Source organism: Sutcliffiella sp. NC1, assembly GCF_027594365.1.
In the GTDB taxonomy this organism is placed as follows: Bacteria; Bacillota; Bacilli; order Bacillales; family Bacillaceae_I; genus Sutcliffiella; species Sutcliffiella cohnii.
This window is the reverse complement of record NZ_CP115153.1, coordinates 4,270,949-4,290,431: the sequence shown is the minus strand read 5'-3', so window position 1 is coordinate 4,290,431 and position 19,483 is coordinate 4,270,949. Positions and strand designations below refer to the sequence as shown.

17 protein-coding genes and 1 riboswitch are annotated in these 19,483 nt (G+C 36.4%); of the genes, 9 read left to right on the top strand and 8 right to left on the bottom strand.

Annotation, left to right across the window (positions count from 1 at the left end):
- Positions 1-32: 32 nt before the first annotated feature.
- The 3 genes from O1A01_RS22280 to O1A01_RS22270 are packed head-to-tail and all read right to left on the bottom strand — an operon-like array spanning position 33 to position 3,479.
- On the bottom strand, positions 33-2,054 hold the full coding sequence (locus O1A01_RS22280; protein WP_066420815.1) for a TRAP transporter permease: 2,022 nt from the start codon (positions 2,052-2,054) through the stop codon (positions 33-35).
- Positions 2,055-2,056: 2 nt separating this feature from the next.
- Complete coding sequence (locus O1A01_RS22275; RefSeq protein ID WP_094366201.1) at positions 2,057-2,521, bottom strand: DUF1850 domain-containing protein; 465 nt, start codon at positions 2,519-2,521, stop codon at positions 2,057-2,059.
- On the bottom strand, positions 2,508-3,479 hold the full coding sequence (locus tag O1A01_RS22270) for a TAXI family TRAP transporter solute-binding subunit (RefSeq protein WP_066420816.1): 972 nt from the start codon (positions 3,477-3,479) through the stop codon (positions 2,508-2,510). Before O1A01_RS22270 ends, O1A01_RS22275 begins: the two co-directional genes overlap by 14 nt.
- A gap of 385 nt (positions 3,480-3,864) precedes the next feature.
- Between O1A01_RS22270 and rarD the strand changes: the two genes are divergently transcribed.
- The 7 genes from rarD to O1A01_RS22235 all read left to right on the top strand — a co-directional run bounded on the left by rarD (position 3,865) and on the right by O1A01_RS22235 (position 11,505).
- Complete coding sequence (rarD, locus tag O1A01_RS22265) at positions 3,865-4,785, top strand: EamA family transporter RarD (protein ID WP_270065029.1); 921 nt, start codon at positions 3,865-3,867, stop codon at positions 4,783-4,785.
- A gap of 114 nt (positions 4,786-4,899) precedes the next feature.
- Entirely contained in the window at positions 4,900-6,216 is a 1,317-nt protein-coding gene (locus O1A01_RS22260) for a short-chain fatty acid transporter (protein ID WP_270065028.1), read from the top strand.
- 137 nt (positions 6,217-6,353) lie between these two features.
- Positions 6,354-6,460: riboswitch (SAM riboswitch) on the top strand.
- An 85-nt stretch (positions 6,461-6,545) separates the two neighbouring features.
- Positions 6,546-7,628 (top strand): iron-containing alcohol dehydrogenase family protein, encoded by a 1,083-nt coding sequence (locus O1A01_RS22255; protein ID WP_066420820.1) that lies wholly within the window; start codon positions 6,546-6,548, stop codon positions 7,626-7,628.
- Positions 7,629-7,633: 5 nt separating this feature from the next.
- Positions 7,634-8,443: a MetQ/NlpA family ABC transporter substrate-binding protein gene (locus O1A01_RS22250; RefSeq protein WP_174522394.1), complete on the top strand. Its 810-nt coding sequence runs from the start codon at positions 7,634-7,636 to the stop codon at positions 8,441-8,443.
- A gap of 292 nt (positions 8,444-8,735) precedes the next feature.
- The gene (locus tag O1A01_RS22245; RefSeq protein WP_066420880.1) at positions 8,736-9,779 is read left to right on the top strand and encodes a methionine ABC transporter ATP-binding protein; all 1,044 of its coding nucleotides are present in this window, start codon (positions 8,736-8,738) and stop codon (positions 9,777-9,779) included.
- On the top strand, positions 9,748-10,422 hold the full coding sequence (locus tag O1A01_RS22240) for a methionine ABC transporter permease (protein WP_066420878.1): 675 nt from the start codon (positions 9,748-9,750) through the stop codon (positions 10,420-10,422). The genes O1A01_RS22245 and O1A01_RS22240 overlap by 32 nt, the downstream gene beginning before the upstream one ends.
- Before the next feature lie 12 nt (positions 10,423-10,434).
- Positions 10,435-11,505 carry an alpha-hydroxy-acid oxidizing protein gene (locus O1A01_RS22235; protein ID WP_270065027.1) on the top strand — a complete coding sequence of 357 codons (1,071 nt, stop codon included), beginning with the start codon at positions 10,435-10,437 and terminating at the stop codon, positions 11,503-11,505.
- A 36-nt stretch (positions 11,506-11,541) separates the two neighbouring features.
- Here the strand turns inward: O1A01_RS22235 and O1A01_RS22230 are convergent, their stop codons facing one another.
- Positions 11,542-12,327, bottom strand: a complete 786-nt coding sequence (locus O1A01_RS22230) for an ATP-grasp domain-containing protein (protein WP_270065026.1) — start codon at positions 12,325-12,327, stop codon at positions 11,542-11,544.
- A gap of 17 nt (positions 12,328-12,344) precedes the next feature.
- Positions 12,345-13,268 (bottom strand): AEC family transporter, encoded by a 924-nt coding sequence (locus O1A01_RS22225; protein ID WP_270065025.1) that lies wholly within the window; start codon positions 13,266-13,268, stop codon positions 12,345-12,347.
- Positions 13,269-13,427: 159 nt separating this feature from the next.
- Between O1A01_RS22225 and O1A01_RS22220 the strand changes: the two genes are divergently transcribed.
- Positions 13,428-13,892, top strand: a complete 465-nt coding sequence (locus O1A01_RS22220) for a VanZ family protein (RefSeq protein ID WP_270065024.1) — start codon at positions 13,428-13,430, stop codon at positions 13,890-13,892.
- Positions 13,893-13,909: 17 nt separating this feature from the next.
- On the opposite strand, the gene O1A01_RS22215 is transcribed toward O1A01_RS22220, so the two are convergent.
- Both O1A01_RS22215 and O1A01_RS22210 read right to left on the bottom strand, forming a co-directional pair.
- Positions 13,910-15,724: a bifunctional diguanylate cyclase/phosphohydrolase gene (locus O1A01_RS22215; RefSeq protein ID WP_333482918.1), complete on the bottom strand. Its 1,815-nt coding sequence runs from the start codon at positions 15,722-15,724 to the stop codon at positions 13,910-13,912.
- A gap of 184 nt (positions 15,725-15,908) precedes the next feature.
- Positions 15,909-16,484: a DUF5317 domain-containing protein gene (locus O1A01_RS22210; protein WP_270065023.1), complete on the bottom strand. Its 576-nt coding sequence runs from the start codon at positions 16,482-16,484 to the stop codon at positions 15,909-15,911.
- 184 nt (positions 16,485-16,668) lie between these two features.
- Here O1A01_RS22210 and mbcS point away from each other — a divergent pair, with 184 nt between their 5' ends.
- The gene (gene mbcS / locus O1A01_RS22205; protein WP_270065022.1) at positions 16,669-18,246 is read left to right on the top strand and encodes an acyl-CoA synthetase MbcS; all 1,578 of its coding nucleotides are present in this window, start codon (positions 16,669-16,671) and stop codon (positions 18,244-18,246) included.
- A gap of 47 nt (positions 18,247-18,293) precedes the next feature.
- Here mbcS and O1A01_RS22200 read toward each other — a convergent pair whose 3' ends face one another.
- Complete coding sequence (locus tag O1A01_RS22200; protein ID WP_270065021.1) at positions 18,294-19,229, bottom strand: LCP family glycopolymer transferase; 936 nt, start codon at positions 19,227-19,229, stop codon at positions 18,294-18,296.
- Positions 19,230-19,483: the final 254 nt, after the last annotated feature.

Below are 19,483 nucleotides of genomic sequence, written 5' to 3'. Positions count from 1 at the left end.
ATCAGAGTACAACAACTCTGATACCTTTTTTATTAAGCACTTATCGTCTTGTTCGTATTTTCTTTTTTGTTTTGCATGTAATTTAGTGCGAAGATGATAGCGATAATGGCGATACCAATCATATCTGAATATGTTCCTGGAATAATCGACATTAATGCACCAGCACCTAAAATAATGCTCATTACTACGTTAAGCTTAGTGATGAAAAATCTTTCTACAGCAGCACTTAATGCAATAACACCGATAATAGCCGTAATCGTAATTAAGACGATATCTAATATAGGTGCCATCGGGAATTCCCTTGCATTTACTGCTACACCTGTCGTATCAATCATTAACAATGCAGGGTTGTATACGAATAGGTATGGAATTAAAAATCCGGCGATTGCTAGCTTTAAGGCAGCGAATCCAGTCCGCATCGGATCTCCACCTGAAATACCTGCACCAGCAAATGCTGCTAGCGCAACTGGTGGTGTAATGTTTGCAAAAATACCGAAGTAGAATACAAACATATGTGCAATTAAAATCGGAATCCCGAACTCTGCTAACGCCGGTGCTGCCATTGTAGCAGTAATGATATAAGCAGGGATAGAAGGTAAACCCATTCCTAAAATCATTGAAGCAATCATCGTAAAGAATAGTGTTAAAAATAGTGAATTCCCACCTAATGATGCGATAGACGATGTCATTACGTTACCGAAGCTAGTTAAACTTACAACTCCGATAATAATACCTACAACCGCACAGGCAACCATAACAGATAATGACTGTCTTGCCCCGGAATCTAACGCTTCAATAATATCCTTTACTCCCATTCTCGTACTCTTTCTAATGCTTGCAATAACGACAGTAGATACTAGTGTCCAAAATGCAGCATGTCCGATTGGCATATTTTGATATAGTAATACAACAAGGACTAAAATAGGCAATAATAAATGTCCTCGGTCTGCCATAATTTCTTTTACGCGAGGAAGATCCGCTTTTGGGATGCCTCGTAAGTTTTCTTTTCCAGCACGGAAGTGAACTTGCATAATTACCGCTAAGAAATAAAGTACGGCCGGGATTAACGCTGCAAGTGCAATTGTTCCGTAAGCAACACCAGTCGTTTCCGCCATAACAAACGCACTCGCACCCATTATTGGTGGTAATATTTGTCCACCAACAGAGGCACTAGCTTCTACTGCACCGGAGAAGTTTTTTGAATAACCGATACGCTTCATTAGTGGAATCGTAAACGCACCTGTACCAACTACGTTTGCAACTGCGGCACCGTTAATACTTCCCATAAATCCACTAGAAATAACGGCAACTTTTGCAGGTCCACCTTGTTTATGTCCCGCAATGGCAAGGGCAAGATCGTTGAAAAATTTCCCCATCCCTGACTTCGCTAAAAAAGCTCCAAATAAAATAAATAAGAAAATGAAGTTAACAGAAGCACCGATTGCTGTCGAGAACAATCCTTCCGTTTTTAAATATAGCTGACCGAAAATATCTCCTAAGTCGTATTGACGAGTCATCATTTTTCTAGGTATCCAACTCATATGACTAACGAATGGATATGCTAAGAAAACTAATGCTAAAATTGGTAGAATAATACCTGTTACACGTCTAGCAGCTTCTAATACTAGTACAACTGTCATAATTGCAAAAGCAACATCAAGTTTGTTAGGAATGCCACCTCGTTCGGTAACTATAGCATTATATTCCACAATTAAATATCCAGCAGAGCTTAGTGCAGCTATGAATAAAATCCAATCATACCAAGCTACTTTACTACGGTTTTGCTTTTTCGTCGTTGGATAAATAATAAAAATTAAAGCTATACCTGCCGCAACGTGAATCGCTCTTTGCTGCAACGTTGGCATAGGATTAAATGTAATATATAAATGAAAGAGTGAGTACAAAATAGCAAGAATAGAAACAAAGATGATCGTTTTTTTATTAACAAACTTACGGACCTTTGATTCAGCATCGAATTTTTCTAATATTTGTTGCTTTTTGTCTTCGGAAATTTCTTCTTCTACTAAATGGTTTTTCGTATCTTTTTCCGTCATTGTTAAGCACCTCTCAGCAACCGCCATAACGGTATATCTATTATTTCAATCGTAATCGTTTCATAATCATCAACGAGTTCATATAAAGGGATTATCTTATCATTAGTATAAAGGGTGGATTTAACATTTTTCGAGACAACTAAATGGACGGCATCCATTGGGCGGTTCACTTTCATATGAATAAATCCATCCTGGGAAGGAATAACTTCTTCATCAGAGGGGGTTCCAGCTCCGAACGTTTTAAATTTCGTTACGGTTAAATATAGCTGGTCATTAATATTTTCGTATGTTTCATACCACGGTTCTTTTTCAACGGAATGGATCCACCCGATTTCGAACATATCGTCTTCTATATAAAAGCTACTATTATTATAGGAAACTTGTATAATAGAAACACGATAAAAGAGGAAAACAAGGAGCACTAATAGGAAAGTGCCCCCTAAATATAAAAACTTATTTTTGCTCATCGTAATATTTTTGTGCTCCTGGATGCACTGGTGCAACCGTTCCTTCTTGAGCAAGTTCTAACGTTACCTCTGTTGCAGCTTGGTGAGAGTTACCTAGTACATCAAGCTTTTCGAAAAATAGCTTTGTTAATTGATATACATCGTCTTCACTTAAGTCACTACTTACTACTAACGCGTTCATAATTGCAGCAGTAGGAATAGGTTCAGCGTTACCATACGTATCAGCTGGAATTTCTAATGATACGAAATATGGTTGGTCTTGCGCAATTTTTTCAATGTTTTCTGGTTTTACAGAAACTAATTTAATATCAAGTGTTTTAGAAAGTTCTAGAACAGATGCATTTGGAAGACCACTTGTTAAAAATGCTGCATCAATGGCACCAGATTTTAATCCGTCAGCCGCTTCTGCATATCCCAAGTAATCTACTGTAATGTCATCATATGTAATGCCATGTCCAGCAAGTAAGTTTCTAGCGTTAACTTCTACACCAGAGTTTTGATCCCCAACAGCAACACGTTTACCAACTAAGTCTTCAACTGTTTCAATTCCAGAGTTAGCAGTTGTAATAATTTGAACGTAGTTCGGATACAGTCTAGCCATTTGCGCTACTTCTGTTACAGGTTCAGAGAAGCTTCCTGTTCCATTTACTGCGTCTGTTAATACGTCACTCATAACGAAGGCCATTTCTACTTTACCTTCTTTAATTAAGTTAATGTTTTCAACAGAAGCACCAGTTGATTGAGGTTTTGAGTTCACATCAAACGTATTTGTGTACTCATTCGCTAAAGTAGTACCAATAATATGATATGGACCTGAAGATCCACCAGTTGCAATCGTTACAATGTTCGTATCTAATCCATCTTCACTAGCGTTACCGCCGCTATCATTTCCCCCACATGCAGCTAGCACAGTACCAATTAGTAAAACGCTTACAAATAGAAGTGCAATTCTTTTCATGTTTATTATCCCCCTTGTCTAAAATAATATAATAATTCTAAAATAGTTTAGCAGAATAGCAGAATTGTTTCAATGATTTTTCGTTTCATTTTTCTGTAAATTTAAGAAGGATAACTTTAAATCTACTAAATTTATAAATATGTATAAAAAGAAGCTTGTTAGGACTCCTGACAATACACATGAAAAATGTAACGAATAAATATACATATAATAATGAAAATTAGAATAGCTTTTTTACCTTCTTAATTTATATGACAAAAAAGAAAAATATTATTTATAAATAGTAAGCGTTTTTATCTCGAGACACGAAACAAATCTGTTGCTTTTTTGTTTCAAAGCTCCTAAACTATTATAAGCAAATATGAATGAAAAAGAGGTTGTTCTTATGAACACAAATTCTAATAGAGAACAAGGGATCGGAATGTTGTTTGCCGCCCTATCGTATGTATTATGGGGTTTTCTTCCATTATATTGGAAGTTAGTAGATGAAATTCCAGCGGCTGAGGTGCTAGCCCATCGAGTTGTCTGGTCGCTCGTATTTATGTTTATTATTCTTTTACTAGTGGGGAAACTTACTAGCTTTTGGGAAGAATTAAAGGCACTGTTGACGAATCGGAAACGACTAGTAGCGATCAGCTTTGCCTCTGTTTTTATTAGCATCAATTGGGGATTGTATATTTGGGCTGTTGCTAGTGAACAGTTAGTACAGGCGAGTCTTGGTTATTACATTAATCCGCTCGTTAGTATTTTACTAGGTATAATTGTATTAAAAGAAAAACTATCAACACTACAAACGATCTCTTTTATTATTGCTGCAGTAGGGGTACTAAATTTAGCGTTCAATTTCGGTGAATTCCCATGGTTAGCACTTTTATTAGCATTCAGCTTCGGTATTTACGGATTGTTGAAGAAAATGGTTCAATTAGGTGCGTTAGTAGGGCTAGCAATTGAAACATTACTTATCACACCGTTCGCACTACTTTTCTTGGTGTTTATGCCTTGGGGCGATGCGTTCGGTACGAGTGGTGGAACTACCATACTATTAATTGTAGCAGGTATCGCTACAGCTGTACCACTTCTACTATTTGCAAGCGGGGCAAAACGAATTCCGTTATCGCTAGTCGGTCTTTTACAATATATTGCTCCGACCATTACGCTTATATTAGGTGTTTTCTTGTTTAACGAACCATTTACTGGAGTCCATCTATTCTCGTTTATTTGTATATGGGCAGCATTAACCTTATACACATTATCGATTTCAAAATGGTTTAAAGTACAGCCGGTGAAGAAAACACTGCAAGGATAAAGGAATATTTATTGAAAAGTCTCCGTTTTCATTGGAGGCTTTTTAGCTCGTTCTAAAATATGTGTAAGCTCCATATTTATGTACAGAAACAACTATAAATATGGGGGTGTTCACATGTTAAACAGAATAGCTAATAAGTTTTCAAAGTTTGTGGAGCGTTATTTACCAGATGCGTTTGTCATTGCTGTATTGATGACGCTCTTCGTTCTGCTTATCGGTTTTTTCATGAATCCAACGGAACCGAAGACGCTATTCACTTCTTTTGGAAATGGATTTTGGGCGTACCTAGCCTTTACGATGCAAATGGTTCTCTTATTAATGACTGGTATGGCGTTAGCATCCGTTCCTGTTATTCAGCGTTTACTTACAGCGCTAGCATCAAAGGCGAAAACGGCAAATCAAGCGTATGTGCTAACATTTTTAGTAGCATCGGCTGCCTATTATATTAACTGGGGATTAGCGGTCGTAGTAGGTGCGATTATTGCAAGAGAAGTTGGAAAGAGGAATAAAAAAGCACATTTTCCGCTGTTAGTAGCATCAGCATATACACCGACTGTACTGTATACGGCAGGATTTTCAAGTTCTATTGGGTTAACGGTTGCAACGGAAGGCCATTTTCTAGAAGGTGTTATGGGAGTAATACCTACTTCGCAAACGATTTTTCATCCAGGTACTTTTATTATACTACTAACTCTTCTTATTACTGTTCCACTATTCATCGTCCTGATGGCACCGAAAAAAGATATTATTTCATACAATCCTCCTATTCTTAAAAATGCTCGTACTCCTGAAAATGAAACGAATAGTTCAAGCCCAGCTTTACGTTTAGAAAATACCCCTATTCTTGGTATGATCATTGGGGCTATTGGCATTATTTATATTGTTATAGAGTTTGTAGGTGGGCGTGATTTAGATTTAAATATTATTAATCTAATCTTCTTATCATTAGGGTTATTTCTTCATCGCTCGCTTGGTCAGTACGCAAAAGCGTTTAAGGAAGCGGCTGGTGCGATTTCACCAATCATTTTACAATTTCCGTTCTATGCAGGTATTATCGCCGTATTAGGTAGTTCTGGAATTGCGGAGTCCATTATTAACGGCATGGCATCCATTGCGAACGAACAAACATTTTCTGTCTTCTCCTATTGGACAGCCGGCTTAGTAAATATACTGGCTCCATCCGGTGGTGGACAATGGGTACTCCAAGGTCCATTACAAGTTCCGGCAGGGATGCAATTAGGTGTTGATCCAGCCGTGACTGCCATGGCTGTAGGTTGGGGAGATGCTTGGACAAATCTTATTCAACCGTTTTGGGCATTACCGATCTTAAGTGTAGTGGGATTGCATATTCGTCACATTATGGGATATTGTATCCTCCTTAGTATTTGGGTAGGGATTGTTACGACAATTTTATTATTTTTCGTATATTAGCGGTGTTAAAGCAATGTAAGCGCTACACTATTGCGTTAAAATTTTAATCTTTTATATTAGTGAAGTTTTCTTATTGACACGCGAAATGTAACATCATATACTAATAAATAATTTCATAATAAACTTTATTCAAAAAACTCTTATCCAGAGTGGCAGAGGGACTGGCCCGATGACGCCCGGCAACCTTTCTTTTATAGAAAAGGTGCTAATTCCTGCAAAACAGAAATGTTTTGGAAGATGAGAGAGGAAGAATTGTTATATTCACTTATCCTCTCTTGTTCTGACAAGAGGGGATTTTTATTTGGTCTTTATGAAAAGGAGGGAAGCGAATGATTGTAAGAGGTGCTCCTAACAATTATCAATGTAGAGTTGGAGTGTTAGATGACTTAGAGGTAATTTTACAGAATGAAGGATATCAAAAAGTATTGTGTATTACTGGTGAAAAATCACTGGAGGCAGCTTCAAACTATTTACCGAATTTCTCGACTGTTTCTGTATCTTTTGAAACGTACAACGGGGAATGTTCGCCATCTGAAGTTCAGCGGTATCATCGTATAATCGAACGAGAGCAATATGATGCCATAATCGGGCTTGGGGGAGGAAAAGTTTTAGATTTAACGAAAACTGTCGGTGATAGTGTTAAGAAAGATGTGATACTCATTCCGACGTTAGCGGCTACTTGTGCAGCGTGGACACCGTTAAGTGTACTTTATGACGATGAAGGCTCGTTTATAAGGTTTGAATATTATTCAAAGAGTACTTTTTACGTTTTAGTAGAACCGCGAATTATTAGCGAGGCTCCTGTCCAATTTCTAAAAGCAGGTATTGGAGATACGCTCGCAAAATGGTACGAAGCCAAGTCGTTAATACATAGTTTAGATCCACTTCCTGTATCGGTACAAATAGCATTACAGGCAGCAAGGCTATGTAAAGACCTTTTGTTAGAAAAAAGTTTACCTGCTATTGAAGCAGTAGAAGCTCAAAAAGTGACGGATGATTTACTAGCTGTAGTGGAAGCGAACATATTATTAGGTGGAATGGTTGGCGGTTACGGTGATTATTACGGTCGAGTTGCTGCAGCACACTCTGTTCATAACGCACTAACACATATACGTGCATGCCATTCTCTCCTTCACGGAGAAAAAGTTGCTTACGGTGTTTTAGTTCAACTCGCATTAGAGAAAGAGTGGGATGAAATCGAACTGCTCCTCCCTCTATATGAGAAGCTAGGTTTACCTGCCTCATTAGAATCGTTAGGACTAACGTTACAAAATAGTGAAGAGCTTGATTTAATAGCCGAAAAAACATTATTACCCTCTGAATCTATTCATTATATGAAAGATTCGTATAAAAAAGCGGACATTATATCCGCAATAGAAAAATTACAAGCATACAAAAAAATTACGAGGTGAAGAACATGAAAAAGATATTATTGTCCATTGTAAGTTTATTATTAGTAGCATTTTTAGCAGCATGTGGAGGAAAGGATACTGGAGGGGCACTAAGTGAAGATAAATTAGTTATTGGAGTAACAGCAGGACCACATGAGCAAGTAATGGAAAAAGTGAAAGAAGTAGCTGCAAAAGACGGATTAGAAATTGACATTAAAGTGTTTACGGAATATGTAATGCCAAATACTGCTCTAGCAGAAGGTGAACTAGATGTGAATAGTTTCCAAACGAAACCGTTTTTAGATAACGTTGTGAAGGAAAGAAATTATGATCTAGTCGACATTGCACCAACATTAACGTTCCCAATGGGTATTTATTCTGAAAAATTTGCGTCTGTTGATGAACTAGAAGAGGGAGCAAAATTAGGCTTACCGAATGACCCGACTAACGGAGGTCGCGCATTAATCCTATTCCAATCTGCTGGTCTTATTACGTTAAAAGATGGAGTTGGTGACCAAGCGACAGTAAAAGATATCGTTGATAACCCGAAGAACTTTGAATTTATCGAATTAGAAGCATCTCAACTTCCTAGACAATTAGACGAACTAGCTGGAGCTGCAATTAATACGAACTTTGCAATTGAACACGGATATGTTCCAACAGAAGATTCCATCTTTATCGAAGGTAGTGACTCACCGTGGGTAAACTTACTAGTTGTTCGTGGTGAAAATAAAGAAGATCCTGTTTTAGAAAAATTACTAAAAGCGTACCACTCCGATGAAGTAAAACAATTCATCGAAGAAACGTTTAGTGGATCTGTTATTCCATCTTGGTAAGGAGCGAGCGTGCCTATGCAGATAATGAGCGGTTATCGCAAATAAACAACGGGCTATCGCAAATAAGGTTTGATTACCGCAAATAAAGCAGCTGTTATCGCAAATAAAACATGGGTACCGCAAATAAAGCAGCTGTTATCGCAAATAAAATTCAGGTACCGCAAATAAAAAACGATTATAGCAAATAAAACTGCAGTTACCGCAAATAACAACGGGAAACCGCAAGATAGAAACAGAGCCGCAAACTAAAAATGCGGCTCTCTCCTATAATAAATAGGGAGGAAGGATATTTATGATAGAACTATCCAACATAACGAAAACATTTGTATCGAAAAAGGGAAAAGTCGAAGCGTTGAAAAACGTATCGTTAAACGTACGAAAAGGGGAAATCTTTGGAGTTATTGGCTATAGTGGAGCAGGAAAAAGTACGCTAATCCGCTGTGTTAACTTACTAGAGGAGCCAACAAGCGGAACTGTCAAAGTGGATGGAGAGGAATTAACGAGCCTCTCAGCGAAGCAACTGTTAGATGCACGCAGAAAAATCGGAATGATTTTTCAAGGTTTCAATTTATTAAAAACGGCGACAGTTTATGAAAATATCGCAATTCCATTAAAACTAACAGGTGTACCTAAAAATGAAATAAAAGAACGAGTTGAAAAATATTTAACGATCGTTGGTCTTATGGAGAGGAAGGACGCCTATCCAGCACAGCTATCCGGTGGTCAAAAGCAAAGAGTCGCGATTGCAAGAGCTTTAGCGTTTGAGCCTTCTGTTCTGTTAAGTGACGAAGCAACAAGTGCGCTAGACCCTGATACGACAGAAGCGATTTTAGAGCTCTTATTAAAAATTAATAAGGAACTTGGAATAACGATTCTCCTTATCACGCACGAAATGCATGTTATTCAAAAAATATGTGATCGAGTTGCGGTTATGGAAAATGGAGAAGTTGTGGAGCAAGGTATGACGCTCGATGTGTTCACTGCGCCTCAACACTATACAACAAAAAAGTTCGTTAATTCAATCTTTAATCACGATGTATCAGAGGATATTATCGATTCTCTAAAAGACCAAGGCAAAATTGTTTCTTTAAAATTTATCGGAAACACGTCAAAGGAACCGGCTTTAGCGTATGTAAGTAAAAAGTTTGAAGTGTTCCCTAATATTTTATCTGGTCATATCACTCATTTAAAAGGGCAACCGTTTGGTAGCTTACTCGTTCATTTAAATGGTGAAGAGCCCGAAGTGAAAAAGGCAATTGATTATTTATTGGAAGAAGGAGTACAAGTGGAAGGAGAGGTAAACTATGACGTCAACAGTAAGCGAATTCCTTCATGAGTGGGGAGATACGATTTGGGAAGCGATTATTCAAACGTTTCAAATGCTGGGAATTTCTTTGTCTATCTCAGCAGCAATTGGTATTCCGCTAGGTGTATTCCTCGTTCTTACACGTCCAGGTAAAAGCTTAGAAAATAAATATGTGTACGGTTTTTTAAATATTAGTATTAATATTACACGTTCTATTCCTTTCATTATATTACTCTTCTTTATTTTACCTTTTACGAAACTAATCGCGGGTACTTCGATGGGAGTGCGTGGTGTAATCGTACCGCTTGTTGTTTATACAGCACCGTACATCGCGAGACTAATAGAAAATTCACTTTTAGAAGTGGATAAAGGAGTAGTCGAAGCGTACGAAGCGATGGGAATTAAAACTCGCCACATCATTTGGAATGTGATGATTCGTGAAGCGCGTTCCTCCATTGTCCTCGGTTTAACAATTGCAACAATTGGTTTAATTGGTGCAACGGCAATGGCTGGTTTAGTAGGAGCAGGGGGATTAGGAGACCTAGCTTATCGTTTCGGGCATTTACGCTACCAGTTGGACGTTATGTATGTAACCGTCTTCCTTCTAATCATTCTCGTTATCATTATTCAATCGGCTGGAAATATTGTCGCCGCGAAGCTTAAGAAAGATTAGGAGATGGTCCTTTTGGAAAAAACAGTAGATGTAAGTCGCGTTGTTCAATTTGAAGAATGGGAAAAACTCGCAAAAGAAAATATCGATCATAATGCTTTTACGTACATTCAATCTGGAGCAGGCAGAGAAGAAACGCTGCGAAGTAATGAAGAGGACTTTCGAAAAATAAAGCTCATTCCACGATATTTAAAAGATGTTTCAAACGTTTGTTTGAAAACGAATATTTTAGGAGAAACATTACCGTATCCGTTTATGATAGCACCAGTTGGCATGCAAGGAATTGCACATAGGGATGGGGAACTCGCAACAGCACGTGCAGCTAACGCACTAAAGGTTCCATTCATTGCTAGTACGGTCACGACATATTCTTTGGAAGAGATAGCGGCAGAGCTACCAGACACGATAAAATGGTTCCAATTGTATTGGAGTGGCGATTGGGAAATAACAGCAAGCTTTCTTCACCGCGCTGAAAAAGCAGGATACAGTGCAATTGTTGTGACAGTAGATACTCCATTATTAGGATGGCGAGAAAAAGACTTAACTAATGGGTATTCTCCACTAAAAGTTGGCAAAGGGGCAGGTAACTATTTTTCAGATCCTGTTTTTCTACAACGTTTAAAGCGTTCGCCACAGGAAGACAGTACGGCAGCAGCGGAAGAAATGATTAAACTTGTGCTAGAACCGAAATTAACTTGGGACGATATTCGCTTTATACGTGAATATACATCATTGCCAATCATTATTAAAGGAATACTACATCCTGAAGACGCGAAACAGGCGCTTAACTATGGTGTGGATGGCATTGTTGTCTCTAATCACGGTGGTCGACAATTAGACGGAGCTATTTCTTCCATTGAGGCGTTACCCGCAATTGTCGAAGAAATTCAAAATAAAATACCGGTATTACTAGATAGCGGAATCCGATCCGGTGCAGACGCGGTAAAAGCGTTAACTCTCGGTGCCGATGCAGTATGTCTCGGTCGACCGTTCGTGTACGGCTTAGCAGCGGCGGGGCAAGAAGGTGTTTCACAAGTTCTGCAAAACTTTATACAAGATTTAAAAGTAACGAAGAGTTTAATCTAAAAAAAGACCTGTTACCTTAAAAAGGAAAGCAGGTCTTTATTTTGTTAATAAAAGTGCTTCCTTATAATCAAATATTTTTTCATATAAAGTTACACATTTCTTATGATTTGAAGGGAATTGTCTTATAAAGGCATACAAATTTGGCTTTAAATTAACTTCAATTATTTTCTCGTTTTCTTCGCCAACTAGAAAATCGATAGAAACATAATCATAACCTAAAACGCTAGCTGCTTTACGAGAGATACACATTAAATGTTCAATTTTGTCTTTTTCTATTGAAATTTCCTTCGTAACCAAAGGGCGTAATATATTTTGTTCATTATTTGGTTTCATATAATAGAATTGCACCTCTTTTTTGAACAAAATTAACCGTATTTCATACTTATGAGGATAATAAGTGGATATACAATATGGTCTACCTTTAGGTAGTTTATTAATTTCTTTTAATAATTCTTCAAACCTATTAAAGGAATAAACCCCTTCACTTTTCTGTCCATTAATAGGCTTGATCACTACAGTATTAGAGTTGTTAAATGAGAAATGTTGAAAATCTTCATATAGAGAATCTTTGTTAGCTACATTAATTTCCTTAGTTGGGATACATGGTATATTTTCATTTTCTAATATAGTCGTTGTAATGACTTTATTATTTGCAATAATCTCGCTTTGGCTATTAATTGGGATGTTTACAATTCCATCTGAATAAAAAAATATGTCCCCTTTACTATACTTGGTCAAGTATGGGTGTGTAGTTAGTAGTTTTTCTATCTCCCAACCTCTATTAGTAGCGGCCTCGTTAATAAAAGATATCATTATTATCATCACTTCTTCCCAATATATTAAAATAAAACACTTCCTAAATAAATGACGAACGCTACTGAAAGAGAGCTACATATTGTTGAAAATAGTACAGTTTGCGCTGCTAATTCAGGATGACTGTTGTATTCTTGTGCTATGACAGCGCTATTCACAGCTGTAGGCATAGAGCTTGCGATTAGTAATGATTGAGCCGTGATACCGTCAACGTTGAATAAATAGATAATAGCGAGTGCAAGAGTTGGCCCAATAATTAAACGGATTCCACCACTAACTAGCACAAATGAAGAAATCGCAATTTTTTTTAAGTTTGCGACTTGAGCACCTAAAGTTAGTAGTGCTAAAGCGACCATTGCGTCCGCGATATAGTGAGCAGGTACCCATATAAAGTCCGGTATCGGTACATTCCAATAGTTTAATAGAACGCCAGACAACATGGCATAAAGAACAGGCATTTTAAAATAGCCAAGAGCTGCTTTCAGCTTTCCTACATCTGCTGATTTTAACGAAAAAATACCATATGAAAACACAAATATATTTTGCAATGTTAACATAATTACTTGGATGGACATTGCATACGGGTCGCTTTTAAAAACTAAATCATTTACAGGTACTCCGTAGTTACCTGAATTAAAAAACATCGTCGAGTTAGCGAAAGTTGTTTTTTTCTTATTGTCCATTTTCATTATTTTAGCAGTGATAGAAGCAATGATATACAGCAAAACGACAAGTAAAATGAAAAATGAAAGCACATTAACAAAAAGCTGGAACGTAAACGAGGATTCATATAGTTTTACAAAAATAAATGCTGGCACAACGAAATAAATATTCAGTTTTGCTAGAGTGGACAAATCAAGCTTAAACTTTTTTTGTAGGATATACCCAATCGCCATAATTATAAAAATCGGTAGAATAATATCTTTTAAAATAAATAATAAAGCAGTCATATTGCGGCCTCACTTTGGTTTTATTTCGTAAGTCTAATGAACATACACTTATTTTACCGCGTTAAATTAACCGTGGCAACGACTACCGAATGTTAATGACTATTTTCCTGTTTTTTACTATAATAATAGGTAATGATAAATAGAAAGAGAGCTTAGTTTATGCAACGCTTAATTATACCGTGGCTCTTAGTAGTCGCATGGATGGTACTTATTTTCTCCTTCTCGGCTCAGCCTGCTGAACAATCTTCCAGTTTAAGTGGAGGGATTGTGGAGCCGATTATTGAAACAATTGAAACAGTAGTCCCTGTTGTTAGTATTGATAAGGAATTTTTCCATACGTTTATCCGTAAAAATGCTCACTTTTTTACTTATTTTATTTTAGGTGTTCTTTCGTTACATGCTTTTAGGCGTAGTGGAGTTGTTGGAATGAAGGGGGGGACTTTTGCCCTTTTACTATCAGTCGTTTACGCAATTTCAGACGAGGTACATCAACTTTTCGTACCAGGTAGAAGTGGAGAGGTTAGGGATGTGCTTATTGATAGTGCTGGAGCGTTCATAGGCATTGTCATTTATTATTGTTTGTCTAAACTATATAATCGAAACAAGGCACTTTCTCGTTCGTAGAAAGTGCCTTGTCTTGTTTAATTATTATTAACCTTCTCAGGATATTTTTCTTGGATCATTCGAATAAATGGCTTTACGAAGACTGGATCAAATTGTTCACCAGCACAACGATTCAACTCATCTATTCCTTCTTGGAATGTTTTTGTTCGTTGATACGGTCTTTCCGTTGTCATTGCGTCAAAAGAATCAATAACACAAAGTATCCGTGCTAGTTTAGGGATTTTTTCACCAGCTAGCCCGTAAGGATATCCTTTTCCGTCGAACCGTTCATGGTGCAGCTCTACTAGCGGAATGAGGTCATCATACTTTTTCGTCGAGGCCATAATTTCTTTCCCCCACGTAACGTGCTTTTTCATTAAGTCCCATTCACGGGCATCAAGTTTCCCTTTTTTATTAATAATGTCACGCGGTATTTCTAGCTTCCCGATATCATGGATAAGAGCACCAAGTATGAGCTCGCGGCGTTCTTCACTCGTTAATGGAAGGCGATTGGCCATTTCAACTGCGTAAGTGAAGACACGTTTACTATGTTGGTATGTGTACATATCTTTTGATAAAAAGATGGAAAGTTGTTGCTCGAGAGCATCTATTTCTTTAAGTAGAAAATGCTCTTCGTTATATAAATGAGAATTTTCTTCGTATATTTGAACAGTGTTTTTCCCTTGAGCTTTTGCATAATACATTGCTTTATCTGCTTTATTTAATAGTTCAGCTGAATTATACGTATCTTCTTCATATTGGGCGATTCCCGCTGAGAAAGATAAACATTGAAGAGGGAGATCGTCACTACCGTTAAAATGTGTGTCGTTCAGTTCTTTTCGTATTTTATTTAAGAATGCCGAAGCTGCCCGCTTATCTGTTTTAGGCATTAAAATGGTAAATTCTTCTCCACCATACCTTGCCGGTAAATATCCGAATGGTTCCGTTTTTTCTTTTAAATAAGAACCAAAATACTTTAATAACTCATCACCTTGCAAGTGACCATTCAAATCATTATATTTTTTGAAATCATCAATATCTAAAATTGCAACAGAAAATGCTTCGTACGATTCCATTTGTTTAATATGTTCATCTAGTTGTAGTTTAAAATAACCATGGTTAAACAAGTCAGTTAAAAAGTCTTTATTTGCTTTTTCTTCTACTTCTTTATAAAGGGTAAAGAATTTAGTAAAGGCAAAGGATAGTGATACAACTAGGGAAATGAAAAGAAAAAGTCCAAAATAACTGTTTGCCTCTAATAGAATAGTTAAAACTAGAGCTAATAATAGTGTACTCACGTAGCTGACTATAGATTCTTTAATAATTCCTTTTTTAGAGAGATTCCTAATTAGTTGTACTGCATCTTTTGGCTCAAGGATGAAAAAGTATGCACTAATCATGATGACATTTAATGAGAAGTAAACTGTAAGTGCAACAAAGTAAGGCAATAGGTTTGTGAAATTTGTTCCATCTTGAGTGCCATTGAACAGTATATATGAATAATAAGAACCAACAATCATAATAGTATAAATTGAAAAGTTAAAAAGGTGCTTCCACCATGCAGTTTTTCTAATAAAAAAACCTAAAAGGCTACTTAGTAAAAGTACGAGTAATGTAATATCGAGACCAAAAAGGAAAATACAAGCGAGATAAATGGAACTGTCCATTGACAGAGCATTACCTTTAGGAGGTAAAAATATAATAAAGAAATTCAGTAGTAAAATTGAGCCAGTTAATATATATATAAGAACCCATCCCTGTATCGTCACATTAAGGGGGGACAGATGATAAATAGCTAAAGGTATACCAATAATACATATAGTAAAAATATATAATTTCTGTAAAAATTTCATATGCATACCACTTTCAAAAATATTAGGAGAAGCAATATATAGTATTACTCCTCCCACCATTATTAGACTAACTTATAACCTGAAGTTAGTGCAACAATTAATGATCCTAAAACTACTAGGTTGATAATAGTGTTTTTAGTTTTTGCGCTCATGTTTGTCACCTCCTTCAAATATTTAATTGTATTTAATTTGTAGAACTAGAAACTTTATTTGCATTTTTTCGACTTTCAACCATTACATATTGAATAAAAATGAAAACACCAATATTCATTATAACGTCTCCAATACTGATAACCTGTTCTTTAGGATACGGAGCTTGCAATGGGATAATATCACCAAGAAATGCTAGTCTAGTAGCTTCTGTTATTGCCTCATGTTTTCCATATAAGCTATTTGTTAAAGCTTCAACGAAATATGGATCAAGCATTTGACTTGCTTCTATTGAAACAGGCATTCTTCCCCCGTTTACTGCCATAACTATGAAATTTAAAACTACTCCAACTAAAATTAAATTAAAACCTCTATGTTCTCTATTAAGCCATAATAGGTAAATACCAATTACGTAGATTAACATAAAAGTAATGTTGCTATAATTTCCTACTAATTCAAATTTGTTTTGGATAGCAAATATAGTAATTTGCACTATTAATAAAATAGGGAAAATTAGAGCATACTTAAACTTTAACTCTGCAAATTTACTGAAGTTTCCCCCTCTAAGAAGGGCAACTATTATTCCAACCAATATACCGTCATAAACCATTTTCTTTCCTCCGAGTTGATTGGTGTTTACTATAAGAATAATATCATAAATAAATTACATTTATAACATATATTCCTACAAAACTAGACAATATTTGCAATAAATTGGACATAAACACTCATTCAAATAATTCTTAATTTTTAGTACAATTAAAAGAGGTTAATTTTAAAGAGGAGTGTGTCCAATGAAAAGAGAAGATTTGATTGCTCCAGAACAGTATAATTTAGTTTCAGAAGTACAAAAGTTTACTTCAGACAAAAAGAAAGTAGCCTTAATTTGGGAAAATGAAACAGGTGAGAGTAAGACAATTACATATGAGAGATTAGTAGATAGTGCGAATAAGATTGGAAATGTTTTTTTAAATAAAGGCCTTGAAAAAGGTGATGTTGTCCTAGTAGTCGTTCCTAGACTTGTGGAAGCATACGAAGTGTATTTAGGAGCGTTGAAGGCAGGATTGGTCGTCATTCCGTGTTCAGAAATGCTACGTGCAAAAGATTTTGCCTATCGAATTGAGCACGGTGATGTAAAGGCAGTCGTTTCCTATTATCCTTACGTGGAAGAGTTAGAGAAAGTAGGAAGTATAAAAGATGTTCACCGTTTTGTCGTAGGAAATCAAAAAGACGACTGGATTCAACTTGAAGAAGAAATGGCATTACAATCGACTCACCTAGCAACAGCGGAAACTTTAAGAGACGATATTGCATTTTTATCGTATACGTCAGGTACAACTGGAAATCCGAAAGGGGTTGTCCACACACATGGTTGGGCGTTTGCACATTTAAGGACTGCTGCACCACATTGGCTAGCTATTGAGGAAAATGATGTTGTTTGGGCAACTGCTGGACCTGGATGGCAAAAATGGATTTGGAGTCCTTTTCTTTCTACTTTAGGATCTGGGGCAACAGGGTTCGTATATAATGGTAAGTTTGAACCGAATAAATATTTACAGTTGTTAGATCAATACCAAATAAATGTATTATGTTGTACACCGACAGAATATCGCTTAATGGCGAAAGTGGAAAACTTAAATGATTATTCATTAAAAGCATTACATAGTGCCGTCTCTGCTGGAGAGCCATTAAATCGGGAAGTAATTGATACGTTCAAACGTCACTTTCATGTTGAAGTGCGTGACGGCTACGGACAAACAGAAAATACGTTATTGCTTGGTGTGTTAAAAGGAATGGAAATAAAACCTGGTTCAATGGGAAAACCGACGCCAGGTAATGTAGTAGAAGTTATTAATGATGAAGGTGAAGTGTGTGATCCAGGAGTAGTAGGAGATATTGCTGTTCACGTTAGTACACCGGCGTTATTTAAAAGGTATTATAAAGATCCAGAGCGAACTTCTCGTCAGTTTAGAGGAGAATACTATATAACTGGGGACAAAGCGAAAAAAGATGAGGACGGTTATTTTTGGTTTGAAGGTAGAGGAGACGATATTATTATTAGCTCCGGTTATACGATTGGCCCGTTTGAAGTAGAAGATGCTTTAGTAAAACATCCGTACGTTCGCGAATGTGCAGTTGTAGCTAGTCCTGATGAAGTACGTGGTGCAGTCGTAAAGGCGTTCATCGTATTACAAAATGAAATTGATTCTAATGATCCGCAGTTAATCCCAACATTACAAGAGCATGTAAAACAATTGACGGCACCTTATAAATATCCGAGAAAAATCGAATTTGTAGAGGATCTACCGAAAACAACGTCTGGAAAAATTAGAAGAATTGAGTTAAGGCAAAAAGAAATGACTAGCGTATAAAAGAAAAAAGCAGGGCTTCACAATTGTGAGATTCCCTGCTTTTCCTATTACTCATTTAATTTTAAATGTTCTTTTAAAATAGTAGAAATGCGTAAACGTTCTTCTTCAGGAACTTGTAAATAGTAGATACGGCTAATCGTCGTTCCAGTTCCGGTTATTTGAAGAACTTCAAGGTCATTTATTGCCTCTTTATAATTTTTTTGAATATCTAGCATCTCTGTTGATGCTATATCTGTTTTAACATTTTGGCCAATAGCATTTAAAATAGAGTCTAAGTTTGTTATGCCAGAGAATGACGCGCCTTTTTTAATAACAGCTTGAACTATTTGCTTTTGTCGATCTGTTCGTCCGAAATCACCACGAGGGTCTTGCTTCCTCATTCGAGAAAACGCTAATGCTTCTTTACCGTTTAAAGAAATCTTCCCTTCTGGAAAGTCCATTCCGCCGGTAGAAAAGGCAAAACTATTGTTGACTTCTACTCCTCCTACAGCATCTACTAAATCTTTAAAGCCTTCCATATTGATCTTTACGTAATAATCAATCGGTATATCTAAAAAGTTTTCGACAGTAGGAATAGCCATTTCCACTCCACCGAACGAATGGGCATGATTTATTTTATCCTCAAAACCTTTACCGACTATTTCCGTTCTTGTATCTCGTGGAATACTTACCATTTTCATCGATTTGTCGTCTGGATTTACCGTTATAACCATTAAGGTGTCTGAGAGGCCTCTCTCTAAATTGCCGTTTCTAGAATCTACTCCAATTAAGAGAATAGAAATTGGATCTTGTTCTATAAAGTTTACTTTTTCAGGACGTTTATCTGAATACTCTCTCTCAATCGGTTGATGCATCGTACTTAATGTTTTATTCACATTATAAAATGCATAACCTACCATACTTCCAACACCTAAAAATAAAACACCGATTATTAAGAAAGTATATTTCTGCCACTTTTTTAAGCTTTTTAGTTTTTTTATCATTAGTTTCTTCCTTTATCTGTATATTCTACTTTGAATTATACGATTTTTCGACAGGAATGTACATCGAATATATTGTAAATTTTTAATTTTGCACAAGCTTATGTAATGTTTAATAGATTTCTGCTTTTATTAGGTTTCTTCCAAACAAATTACATCATCTTTACACAAAAATTTATGTCGAAAAATATTGTTGTTATTCGAAAGTTTACTATATTCCAAAAAATAGTAATACGATATATAATCATCTTGTTTGA